The sequence below is a fragment of the Marisediminitalea aggregata genome, assembly GCF_900129565.1.
GTDB classification, from domain to species: Bacteria; Pseudomonadota; Gammaproteobacteria; order Enterobacterales; family Alteromonadaceae; genus Alteromonas; species Alteromonas aggregata.
Genome location: NZ_FQWD01000001.1, coordinates 435,580 through 447,515 on the forward strand (window position 1 = coordinate 435,580; position 11,936 = coordinate 447,515).

An 11,936-nucleotide genomic window follows, 5' to 3' on the forward strand; every position below is an offset into this window, starting at 1 on the left:
TCCCTCACAAGAAATCCTTTTTCTTTGCGAATATCAATAGCTTCTACCTATTTCTGCTCTGTCAAACCAGCAACCAATACTACTTGCTTAACATCACGGTTCAAAAAACGATCAATTATTACTTGCAATAAACTTGATTACTCAAGTATTATGCAAATAGTTTAATGTTAAGGAACCACTATGTCTTCACTCACACACTCCATGCAGTTAATTTTAACGCTGGTGAAAACACAGGGTCAGGTACTCAAACCTCTGGAAAGTACATTGTCTGTGCATGGCATCAGTTTTACCGAATGGCTGGTTATGCACCGCCTATACCAGTCCAGCGATCACACTATTAAACGCGTCTCGTTGGCCGACGCAATTGGTGTTACGGCCTCCGGGGTAACGCGTTTGCTATTGCCCATGGAAAAAGTCGGCTGGGTAGAACGCGTGACTAATGCTAGAGATGCCCGGGTTAGCCTGGTAAGACTTACATCTGGAGGGCTGGAAGCGTATCAACAAGCAACTAACAGTATCGAACATGCCGCTAACCGGGTGACCAATATGATGAACCAGCAACAGGTGGAACAATGTATGGGGCTATTGTCGAGTTTGCACCTGTCAGCCATCGATGCTGCTCAACTCTCCTAACCGCGAAATAAAGAGAAACACATGGAAGACCTGACTCAGGGATCGATTCCCAAACATCTTATTAAGCTTGCCGTTCCCATGGCCATTGGCATGCTGGTGCATACACTGTACCTCATGATAGACCTGTATTTTGTAGGGCAACTCGGTGAACACGCACTGGCTGGTGTCAGCGCCGCTGCTAACATTTCGATGTTTGTACTGGCACTCACGCAAATGCTGAATATAGGTACGGCAACGTTAATTTCCCATGCGGTAGGCCGCAAAGATCAGCATGACGCCAATAAGGTGTTTAACCAGTCCCTTACGCTGTCAGCAGTTATGGCGGCTCTGGTTCTGATTGCCGGTATTGCGATGACCCAACCCTATATGAATACCATGAGCCTTGACCCGCAGGTTCAAATACTGGGGGCCAATTATCTATACTGGTTCCTGCCCGGCCTGGCGTTGCAATTTGCCATTGTTGCTATGACCGCCGCCATGCGAGGCACAGGCATTGTAAAACCGGCAATGCAGGTGCAAATGCTGTCATTGCTGGTCAATATTGTACTGACACCAATTCTGATCCACGGCTGGCTTACGGGCTATGCCATGGGCGTAGCGGGCGCAGGACTTGCCAGTACGCTATCGGCGCTGTTTGCCACGCTGTTGCTGTGGCGCTATTTCAGCCGCATGACACAATACCTCAGCGTGAATAGACAACACCTGGCTCCTCATCCGTCAACCTGGCAGCGCTTGTTTAAAATTGGCTTTCCGGCGGGTGCTGAGTTTTTCCTTATGTTCACCTATATGGCATTGGTGTATTGGGCAATTCAGCGGTTTGGCGCAAGCGCAACAGCGGGCTTTGGGATCGGCTCCAGAATGATGCAGGCACTTCTGTTACCCGCGATGGCGGTGGCATTCGCTTTGCCCGCGGTTGCCGGTCAGAATTTTGGTGCGCAATTGCCGCACAGGGTGAAAGATGCTTTCAGGCATGCAGTCGGTATCTGCTGTGCACTCATGCTCGCACTCACGTTGTTCTGTGTTTGGCAACCCGGCGTATTTCTGGACGCATTCTCCAACGATGCAGCGGTGCTGGCTGTCAGCGCAGGCTTCCTCGGCATTGTGTGCTTTAACTTTGTGCCATCCGGCGTGATTTTTAGCTGTTCGGGCATTTTTCAGGGGGTTGGTAATACCTGGCCGAGTCTGTGGAGCTCTGCCACACGACTGGTCACCTTTGCGGTGCCGCTGATGTGGCTAACTGCACAGCCCGACTTTTATATTGAGCAAGTCTGGTATTTGTCGGTAACGACCGTGTGTGTGCAATCAGCCTTGTCGTTGTTTTTAGTGAGACGTGTTTTGCGTCCGCTCCAACCTGACACCAGTTCGATACCGACCAGCGCCAGCTGAGGCAAGGGTGCTCGCTATTTTCGTACCGGCGTATAGTGTGCCGATACAATTGAAGCAGCACCTTCTTGCTCTGCTATTACCCAACTGCCGGTCATCGTAAAGCGGTTTTCGTTACCGTCCGGCATCGTCATCGCAAATACGACATGCCCGGTCACCACCGCGGTTTGCTGATAAATGCGCACATTGAGATCGCTGAGTGTCGCAACAGGCCCTGAGCGTTTTTTTGCCGGATCGTAAAACGCCACAACCTTTGCTTTGGTGTCGATTTCACCGACCGGAGAGACTTCAAGATAGCTATCGTGCAATATACGTTGCAGCGTAGTGGCATCAAACGCTAGTTGCGCGTCAACTTGTTGCTGTACCAGGGCTTTAGCCTGTTCAGGATCCAGTTCTGCGGCATGTACAAGTGACGTCCACAGCGCAGCTACAAACCATACCAGTAAACCACATCGTTTAGTCTTCATCATTTGGCTTCCTTTCTCCACACAGAAATAGTAGCCAAAAAACTAAACGTAATTGTATGGGCTGTAAACTGGCGAACTGTTACCAATCATGTCACCAGCAACGTCGTGAACTAAAGCCGTGCATCGAACTAACTTCCAGCCCTTTTCATTAGTCTTGGTGGATTACTCTGCCCTTTAACCTAACAAGGGCAAACGGTTGGACGCTTTGACTTCACGCAACGAAATGTTTGAACGAATTGCCGAAATACCCGGTAATTTACGCAACACCTTTTCCACAAACACGCTGTAATCGTCGAGGTCTTTAGCAACAACTTGCAACATGAAATCTGACTCACCCGTTGTATTATGGCACGACAATACATTCTCGGAGTTTGTGATAATTTGTTCAAACGCCCGAGTACTTTCCTCATCATGATGTGTACATGAGAGCTGTACGAAAGCGAGAACCCCGAACCCAAGCTTGCGTCTATCCAGATTAGCCTGATAGCTGTTAATAAAGCCCTCCGACTCAAGCCGCTTTAGCCTGCGCCAGCAAGGTGTCTCACTAAGTGAAAGGCGCGTAGACAACTTGGCATTAGTCAGCCTGCCATCCTCCTGCAAATGATGCAAAATAGATACATCTGTTTCGTCCAAACCACTCATAGCAAGAATCCCCTATAAATAAACAACTATTAAAAGACTATTTCACAACCTATGAAAATTCAACGCAACAAAACAAGGTAATTTCAATACAACTGTCTATCATTTAACCCATCTAAAATTTGACCATTGGGAGTATGACTCGCCATGAAAGCTGTCCTCATAGAACAATTTTCTCAACGTCCATCAATTCAACAGGTAGCTGACCCTACACCTAACAGTCATGGAGTTGTTATTCGTGTAAAAGCAACAGGTGTGTGCCGAAGTGACTGGCACTGCTGGCAAGGGCATGACACGGATGTAGTACTTCCCCATGTACCGGGTCACGAATTTGCAGGTATTGTTGAAGCTGTTGGTAAAGACGTGTCTAAATTCAAGGTAGGTGACAGGGTAACCGTGCCATTTATTAATGCCTGTGGAAATTGTAATGAGTGCCATTCAGGCAATCATCAGGTGTGCGGAAATCAAACTCAGCCAGGCTTTACCCATTGGGGGTCATTTGCGGAATATACGACTGTCGACCACGCTGACGTTAATTTGGTCACACTGCCTGAACACATGGATTTTACTACAGCAGCCAGCCTGGGATGCCGTTTTGTGACTGCGTTCAGAGCTGTCGTAGACCAAGGCGGAGTATCTGCCGGACAATGGGTTGCTGTTCACGGGTGTGGCGGTGTCGGGCTGTCTGCAATCATGATCGCAAGCGCAGCAGGTGCAAATGTCATCGCCGTGGACATTGCCGAGGACAAACTGGCATTGGCTAAATCACTGGGTGCTGTCATCACGTTAAATGCGAATACTACCGATGACGTTGCTGCCGCTATCAAAGAGGTAACAAAAGGCGGAGCACATGTTTCATTAGATGCGCTAGGACATCCCGTTACCTGTGTGAATTCAATAAACTGTTTGCGTAAACTCGGTAAACATATTCAGGTGGGCTTGTTATTGGCTGAACATGCTACACCGCCGATCCCGATGGATAATGTCGTTGCTAACGAACTGCAAATTCTTGGTAGTCATGGGATGCAGGCTTTTCGCTACACCGCCATGATGGCACTAATCTTGTCAGGTAAACTTCAACCTGAAAAGCTACTTGGCAAAACCATTGCGCTGGAAGACGCTATTGATGCAATGGTAGACATGGACACATCAACATCTGTTGGCGTGACCGTAGTGACTCACTTTTGATCAGAAGCCAGAGCGAATGTTTAGTAAATCGCTCTGGTGTTTACTCTTCAGTCACCACACTGGCAACCACTTTGCGCTGCTTCCTAAAGCCGCGCCAGGCATCAATGCTAAACAACAGCAAACCAACCCACACCAGGGCGAAAGTGGTTAATCGAGCCGGTTCAAGTGGCTCCTGATAAAGCCATACCGCCAGAATGAACATCAGGGTAGGGCCAATGTACTGAAACAAGCCCAGGGTAGTGAACAGGATGCGTTTTGCCGCAGCGTTAAAGGCAAGTAATGGCATGGTCGTCACAACACCGGCAGCAAGCAGCCAGCCATTGAGCTCCCAGTCATTGGTCAGCATATTGCTTTGCTCACCCGCGAACATTGCCCAGTACAGTATTGCGAAGGGTAACAATACCAGGGTTTCCATAAAGAGGCCCGGCATAGGCTCTACCGGGATCTGCTTGCGGATTAAGCCGTAGACACTGAAGGTACACGCCAGCGTCAACGCTATCCAGGGCAGCGTACCGTGCGCAACAATAATGTTTACCACACCGGCGATGGCCAGCAATACAGCAAACTTTTGCAATGGCCGCAGGCGTTCTTGCAGAATCAACCGCCCGAGAAACACGTTAATAATGGGATTGATGTAATAGCCTAAACTGGCCTCCAGCATGTAGTTGCTGTTAATGGCCCAGATGAATAGCAACCAGTTTGCACCCAGCAATACGCTGGCCGCGGCCAGGCTTAGCATCAGCTTTTTGCTGGCAAAAATCGCCTTCATTTTGCCGATTTGCTTTAACGCCACCAGCAATACACACAGCAATAACGCCGACCATATCACCCGGTGCATTAAAATATCGGTAGGCGGAACCTCAGTAATTTGCTTGAAATACAGCGGTGCAATACCCCACATGGTATACGCCGCGATAGCGTAAAACATACCCGCAAAAGCAACCGGTTTGGCTGACACACTATCTCCCTACAATAAAAACAGGCTGCCGAGGCCAAGGAATGCAACAAATCCCACAATATCGGTAACCGTGGTGAGAATAACCGACCCGGAAAGCGCAGGATCGATTTTCAACTTATCCAACACCACAGGCAGCAATACACCGGCCAGAGCAGCGGCCAGAATATTCATAAAAATAGCCAGGCAGATCACCAAGCCCAGCAGCGGGTCACTAAACCAGAAAAACGCCACAATGCCGATAACTAACGCCCAGATAACGCCGTTCACCCCGCCGACTTTCAGTTCTTTGGTCATCAGAGCTTTCAGGTTCGCACCTGTAACCTGGCCTAGTGCCAGACCCCGTACAATCAGCGTTAGCGTCTGGCTTCCTGCAATCCCGCCCATGCTTGCTACCACAGGCATCAGCACAGCGAGCGCCACAACTTGCTGTAACGTTGCTTCGAACAACCCAATAAACCAGGAAGCCAGAAATGCGGTGAGCAGGTTGATCCCCAACCACAACGCGCGACTGCGGGCACTTTTAGCGACGGGCGCAAATAAATCCTCGTCTTCATCCATACCCGCGGTGGCCATCACCTGACGCTCGTAGTTTTCATTGACCAGTTCACTGGCACTTAAAATGTCGACCCGGCCTAACAGTTTGTTGGTATCGTCGACCACCGGCAACGCAGCAAAGCCACTGCGCTGCACCTGTAAAGACGCGGTAGTACTGTCGTCAGAGCCTTTAATTACCGGAATAAACTCCTCGGTAAGTTCCACCAGCGGCAAATGCTCTGGTGCACCGAACACTTTGGTTAGCTTCACAGCGGCAGAAAACTGTCCGGAACGGTTGATCAAAAAGATCGTATCACAATGCTGTGGCACATTACGGCGAATGCGGCGCAAACCGTCGCGTACTTTGGCATTTAATGGCATTGCCAGTACGTCGTGCGAAATCCAGTGACCAATTTGCTCGTCGGGAAACTGTGTCGCGTCGCGGAAGTAGCCCTGTTGCTGGTCGTCCAGTGCCTGAAATGCCAGCTCCATCAGCTTGGCAGGCAATGAATCCATCAGCTCGAGTAAGTCCTCGGCGTCAATACCAGTGAGGATTTTGCTCCACTGATCGTCCTCGGTGGCTGAAATCAGCACTTCACGAGGGTCGCTCCGCATTTCTACCAGCACGTCAATTTTGCGGTCATCCGGCAGGGCTTCCCACAACGACAAACGCTCTTCAACCGGCAGTGATTCCAGTAGCGTTGCTATTTCTACATGTTCTGCGGGCAGTAACGATTCCGCCACCGATTGCAGATCGTCATTTCCGTTGTCGGCAACAATTTCTTCAATCAGATTAGGTAATGGTTCGGCCATAGCGCACTCCGCCTAGGTACAAGTTAACTGGGCGTCACTATAGCACTTTTCCTTAAATTCCGAATGGGAAAAACTGATCTTAAAAAGGCCTGATAATTTCCTCAAAAACGCGTAAAATCTTCGCCCAATGATAGCGACATCCCCATCCCCTGCTCCACAGTCAGATTTCCCCTCGGACAACACCGAGGCGCTCGCGCGTGCCCAACAAGTATTGGAAGATACCTTCGGCTATCGCGAGTTCCGCGATGGGCAAGCTGAAGTCATAGCACAACTGATTGACGGCGCAGATGCGTTGGTATTGTTACCCACTGGTGGCGGAAAATCGCTGTGTTACCAGATCCCGGCCATGGTACGCGATGGCACGGGCATTGTGGTGTCGCCTCTCATTTCTCTCATGCAGGATCAGGTTGAACAACTACGCGAAGCCGGTGTAAAAGCGGCTTATATCAATTCGAGCCTGGATCCGGAAACACTACACTGTACTACGCAAGGGTTGAAAGACGGCGAATACGACATGGTGTATGTATCACCTGAACGTCTGTTACAACCATATTTTCTGAATATGCTGGCTTCGTTACCGATTGCCTTATTCGCGGTGGACGAAGCGCATTGTGTGTCCCACTGGGGCCACGATTTCCGTCAGGATTACAGGGGCTTAGGCTTACTCAAGCAGCGCTTCCCAAATGTGCCCCTCATTGGTTTAACCGCCACGGCAGACACCACCACGCAGCAGGATATCCTGCTTCAGTTAGGATTAATCGATCCACTGGTGTATCGGGGAAGCTTCGACAGACCCAATATTCGCTACAGGGTGGTACCAAAATACAAAGCATTCGACCAGATTGTTACTTATATCAAGCAACAGGATGGCAGCGGGATTATTTACTGTAATTCACGCGCCAAGGTGGATGATTTAAACGCCAAGCTTCACCGCCAGGGCATGCGTTGCGCGGCCTATCACGCGGGTATGGAGGCAGATGAACGCGCCTTTGTTCAGCGGCAGTTTATTACCGATAAAATCGACATTGTGGTCGCCACGGTCGCTTTTGGTATGGGCATCAATAAATCCAACGTTCGCTACGTTGTTCACCATGACGTGCCGCGTAGCATTGAGAGCTATTATCAGGAAACCGGCCGGGCCGGGCGTGACGGTTTGCCTGCGGAAGCCATGTTGCTGTTCGACGAAAAAGACAGTGCACGGGTGAAGCAATGGATTGACCAGGGCGAAAATGCCGAGCGCAATGCGATTGAACTCCAGAAGTTCAGTGCCATGGAATCGTTCTCGGAAGCACAGACCTGCCGTCGTCAGGTACTGCTGAACTACTTTTCGCAATTCAGTGACAAAGCCTGTGGTAACTGTGATATCTGTTTGGATCCGCCCCGTCCGTTCGATGGACTGGTGACGGCACAGATGGTGCTCAGCTGTATTCTTCGACTGGAGCAACGCTTTGCCACACAATACGTCATTGACGTGCTGCGCGGTAAATCACACAAACGCATTCAGGAATCCGGCCACGAAAAGCTCTCGACCTGGGGGATTGGTAAGTCGCAAAGCGACCAGTACTGGCACAATATTATTAACCAGTTAATTCACCGGGGCTATGTACGTATCGATGTTGCTAACCATGCAGTGTTACGTTTGACAGAAGCCGCCCGGGCAGTATTAAAAGGCGAAGTCCCAGTGGAACTGGCGACACCACGATTGGAAATCAAACAGGATAAGCCCGCGCGCGGCGCCCTGAAAAACTACGACAAAGCCCTGTTTGCTCGTCTGAAACATTTGCGAAAAGTCCTTGCTCAGGAGCACGATGTACCGCCTTTTGTTATTTTCAGTGATGCGACCCTGGCTGAAATGTCAGACGCCAAACCCACCAGCGAAGCCCAACTGCTTGAAGTCAGTGGCGTGGGCAAAACCAAACTGCAGCGGTACGGCGACGCCTTTTTACAACTGATTCAGGACTATCTGGAACGCGACGACTAAGTCACCGCGCTTTTAACCCCTTACAATGTCCCATTTGATACGAAGCGAACAAGGCTACGCGTAAGCGTATTCACCGCCTTTTTCCAGCCCCCGCTGGTAGGCTTCACGCGCGTGTATTTGTTGAACAAATGCGTCTATGCCCGGATACAGACCTTTTCCAACACGCCCTTGCATTGCCTCAAGCGGGAAGCTCATCTGGAAGTCTGCGCCGCTCAGTGCATCGCCGGCAAACCACTCGTGATCAGACAGGTAGTCGTTCACGTATTTCAGGCTTTGTTCAAGGTTAGGGCCGTAATAGGCAGCAATAATGCCGTCGACCAGCTTGTTTACAATAGGCTTAATGAAAAACGGTCCTGCTTTTTCCTTAGCCTTACCGAGAACGAGGCGGGCAACTAACGGCGGCATCAGGCTTCCTTCCGCAAAGTGCATCCAGAAACGATATTGGATTAAATCTGCCGTAGACGCCGGTTTTAAATGAGGCGCATAGGTGTCTACCAGAAACTCAATGATGGCACCGGATTCCGCCAACACCAGATCGCCATGGGTCAGTACCGGCGAGCGTCCTAATGCATGCACGTCTTTCAGTGCAGCCGGAGCCAGATTCGTTTTTGCATCGCGCTGATAGTGTTTCACCGTGTACGCAAGTCCCAGTTCTTCCAGAAGCCAAAGAATACGCTGAGAGCGGCTGTTATTAAGGTGGTGAAGTACGATTTCCGGTGAAGTTGTCATGATGGCTCCTTAGATATAAACCTATTGTATACGCCCAAGCACTGCAAACCGATCAACAGATTGTTTGACTACGGAAATGCACATCTCAATGGTAGGATACGCACATAATCAGTATTTGGGTTTTCTATGCAGCTAAGTCACCATTACGCCACCGACCTGACTGAAACCGTCAGTGCGGTCACACCACAACCGCTCAGCGATTTGACTTTATGCCTGACAAATACGGCACTGGCAGAGCAATTCAATTTACCAACCGACTGGTTTACCGACCAGGGGATCATTGAACAGATTTTTTCTGAGCAGGGCGCCCTCGGTAAACAAGCGGTGGCGCAAAAGTATGGCGGACACCAGTTTGGTCAGTGGAATCCGTATCTGGGTGATGGGCGTGGGTTACTGCTTGGCGAAGTGACCGATGACAAGGGTGCGCAATTTGATCTGCATCTCAAAGGTGCGGGGCAGACGCCTTATTCCCGTCATGCCGATGGCCGGGCCGTCTTGCGCTCAACGTTACGGGAATACATTGGTTCTGAAGCCTTACATCATCTCGGCATTCCGTCGTCACGTTCGTTGTGTATGTTCACAAGCAATGAACGCGTATACCGGGAACTACCCGAGCCGGGTGCCATGATGATTAGAATGGCGCCCAGTCACCTGCGCTTCGGGCACTTCGAATACTACTTTCACAGCAAAGAGTTCGACATTTTAGACAAGCTCATGGACTTCACCCTGACACGCCATTTCCCGGACTGTGCGTCGCAGGCAGAACCCCACAAAGCCTTGTTGAAAGCAATTACATTACGCACTGCCAGAATGGTAGCCTTGTGGCAGGTACATGGGTTTGTTCATGGGGTGATGAACACCGACAACATGTCGATTCACGGCATTACTTTCGACTATGGCCCGTATGCATTTATGGAGCAATTTAAATCGGACGCGGTGTTTAATCATTCTGATCACGAAGGTCGCTATGCTTTTGATCGCCAGCCCGGAATTGCGCTGTGGAACTTAAATGCCATGGCGTACGCGTTTTCTCGCTACATGAGTATTGATGATATCAAAGACTGCCTGACGCAGTTTGAACCTGCTTTTTTAGCTGTGTATCGCCAAACCATGCTGGCGCGTATCGGCTTAGACAACGACAAAGAGCACGAGGCTTGTCTGAATCAGTGGCTCGCGATGCTGGCTCAAAACCCTATCGACTACACGCAAAGCTTCAGATGGCTTGCCAGTACCGACCACGACGCATTAACACCGGCGCTGCGCGATCACTTTATCGACCGCAATGCCTTTGACGGATGGTGGCAGGACTATCGTCAGCGCCGCCAGTCTTCTACTGAGAGCCAGGCAAGCATGCTAGCCAGAAACCCTGCGGTGATTGCCCGTACCCATACCCTGCAGCAAGCCATTGCAGCGGCAGAACAAGGCGATTTTTCGATTGCAAAGCAATTGTTGCTAGCGTTGCAGACGCCGTATCAGTCGACAACAGCAAGCGAGCCTTTTGAACAGCCGGATGACAGCAGCGAAACAGTGAGTTTGTCATGCAGCAGTTAACCACGCAATCCCTCACTGAAGCACTCAGCTTAAGCGACAATGGCCAACTGATGATTAACCTTCCCTTGCCAGCCACACCGCTGGCATTTACCCGTTTATGTGAAGGACTCGGCAAGGTTTTCGACCAGCCGCCCACGGAGTTGGAATGGGGCGCAGACCGGGCGCAGGCCCGATATTTACTCCCCGATATGGATTTGTTACTGCAAGCCGAATGGTTGTGCGAGGCCATGTGGCTCACCCCGTCGGGTTACACACAGGATTACCAAAACGCCACTGAGGCGCTGCAAGCATTGCTCTGCCGCGTGGCTAATGAATGAAAAAAGTGCTATATTAAATCAGTTACAGGCCTTGCAAAGGGCTGCCCAACCCCCATATAGCACAGTCAGATTTAAACCGGCATTGAGTTTCATGACCAGTACATCCCCACAGTATCGTTTTGTTAGCGCAGCCAAACTCCCCACCCGCAAAGGCGAGTTTACCATTCATGGTTTTGTCGAAGAGGGTGGCACTGAACACGTTGCTCTGTCTTATGGTTCCTGGCAACCCGACGACGTTGTGCCGATTCGTATCCACTCAGAATGTTTAACCGGCGACGCCTTATTTTCAACGCGTTGCGATTGTGGCTTCCAGTTGGAACGGGCAATGGAAAACATTGTGGAGCGTGGTTACGGTGTATTGCTGTACTTGCGCCAGGAAGGTCGGGGCATTGGTTTAATCAACAAAATCCGCGCATACCACCTGCAGGACAATGGCATGGACACGGTAGAAGCAAACGAACACCTCGGATTTGATGCCGACATGCGTACCTACGACATGTGTAAAGTGATGCTGGATACCCTGAAGGTCAAAAACGTTGAGCTTATGACCAACAATCCCCGCAAGACGGCAGCGCTGGAAGCGTTAGGAATTAATGTGGTCGCACGTAAACCCATTGATCACGGCGTAACCAAAGACAACAAACACTATATCCGCACCAAAACCGAAAAACTGGGTCATGCATTTGATCCGCACGTCCTCGGTGACTAACCCCCGCTAACCGGCGTGTAAACCTGAACCAACG

General features: G+C 50.3%; 12 protein-coding genes. 7 read left to right on the plus strand and 5 right to left on the minus strand.

Annotated features, from left to right (window positions below; translation table 11 throughout):
* Window positions 1-180 precede the first annotated feature (180 nt).
* Together BUB81_RS01805 and BUB81_RS01810 are read left to right on the plus strand one after the other, a co-directional pair.
* Window positions 181-633, plus strand: a complete 453-nt coding sequence (locus BUB81_RS01805; RefSeq protein WP_073317334.1) for a MarR family winged helix-turn-helix transcriptional regulator — start codon at window positions 181-183, stop codon at window positions 631-633.
* 21 nt (window positions 634-654) lie between these two features.
* Window positions 655-2,019, plus strand: a complete 1,365-nt coding sequence (locus tag BUB81_RS01810; protein WP_073317337.1) for an MATE family efflux transporter — start codon at window positions 655-657, stop codon at window positions 2,017-2,019.
* A gap of 14 nt (window positions 2,020-2,033) precedes the next feature.
* Here BUB81_RS01810 and BUB81_RS01815 read toward each other — a convergent pair whose 3' ends face one another.
* Together BUB81_RS01815 and BUB81_RS01820 are read right to left on the minus strand one after the other, a co-directional pair.
* The gene (locus tag BUB81_RS01815) at window positions 2,034-2,486 is read right to left on the minus strand and encodes a nuclear transport factor 2 family protein (protein WP_073317340.1); all 453 of its coding nucleotides are present in this window, start codon (window positions 2,484-2,486) and stop codon (window positions 2,034-2,036) included.
* A 171-nt stretch (window positions 2,487-2,657) separates the two neighbouring features.
* A complete protein-coding gene (locus BUB81_RS01820; protein WP_073317343.1) occupies window positions 2,658-3,125 on the minus strand; it encodes an Lrp/AsnC family transcriptional regulator in 468 nt (155 codons plus the stop codon).
* A gap of 144 nt (window positions 3,126-3,269) precedes the next feature.
* Between BUB81_RS01820 and BUB81_RS01825 the strand changes: the two genes are divergently transcribed.
* A complete protein-coding gene (locus tag BUB81_RS01825) occupies window positions 3,270-4,310 on the plus strand; it encodes a zinc-dependent alcohol dehydrogenase family protein (RefSeq protein WP_073317345.1) in 1,041 nt (346 codons plus the stop codon).
* Between the two features lie 40 nt (window positions 4,311-4,350).
* Here BUB81_RS01825 and rarD read toward each other — a convergent pair whose 3' ends face one another.
* Window positions 4,351-5,238 carry an EamA family transporter RarD gene (rarD, locus tag BUB81_RS01830; RefSeq protein WP_073318618.1) on the minus strand — a complete coding sequence of 296 codons (888 nt, stop codon included), beginning with the start codon at window positions 5,236-5,238 and terminating at the stop codon, window positions 4,351-4,353.
* A gap of 39 nt (window positions 5,239-5,277) precedes the next feature.
* Window positions 5,278-6,615: a magnesium transporter gene (locus BUB81_RS01835; protein ID WP_073317348.1), complete on the minus strand. Its 1,338-nt coding sequence runs from the start codon at window positions 6,613-6,615 to the stop codon at window positions 5,278-5,280.
* A gap of 127 nt (window positions 6,616-6,742) precedes the next feature.
* Between BUB81_RS01835 and recQ the strand changes: the two genes are divergently transcribed.
* A complete protein-coding gene (recQ, locus tag BUB81_RS01840) occupies window positions 6,743-8,596 on the plus strand; it encodes a DNA helicase RecQ (protein ID WP_073317351.1) in 1,854 nt (617 codons plus the stop codon).
* 54 nt (window positions 8,597-8,650) lie between these two features.
* Here the strand turns inward: recQ and BUB81_RS01845 are convergent, their stop codons facing one another.
* Window positions 8,651-9,325, minus strand: a complete 675-nt coding sequence (locus BUB81_RS01845; RefSeq protein ID WP_073317354.1) for a glutathione S-transferase — start codon at window positions 9,323-9,325, stop codon at window positions 8,651-8,653.
* Window positions 9,326-9,451: 126 nt separating this feature from the next.
* Here BUB81_RS01845 and BUB81_RS01850 point away from each other — a divergent pair, with 126 nt between their 5' ends.
* From BUB81_RS01850 to ribA, 3 genes are all read left to right on the plus strand, one after another.
* Window positions 9,452-10,876, plus strand: a complete 1,425-nt coding sequence (locus BUB81_RS01850; RefSeq protein ID WP_073317356.1) for a protein adenylyltransferase SelO — start codon at window positions 9,452-9,454, stop codon at window positions 10,874-10,876.
* Entirely contained in the window at window positions 10,864-11,193 is a 330-nt protein-coding gene (locus BUB81_RS01855; RefSeq protein ID WP_073317359.1) for a DUF3630 family protein, read from the plus strand. Before BUB81_RS01850 ends, BUB81_RS01855 begins: the two co-directional genes overlap by 13 nt.
* Before the next feature lie 91 nt (window positions 11,194-11,284).
* Complete coding sequence (ribA, locus tag BUB81_RS01860) at window positions 11,285-11,902, plus strand: GTP cyclohydrolase II (protein ID WP_073318621.1); 618 nt, start codon at window positions 11,285-11,287, stop codon at window positions 11,900-11,902.
* Window positions 11,903-11,936 lie beyond the last annotated feature (34 nt).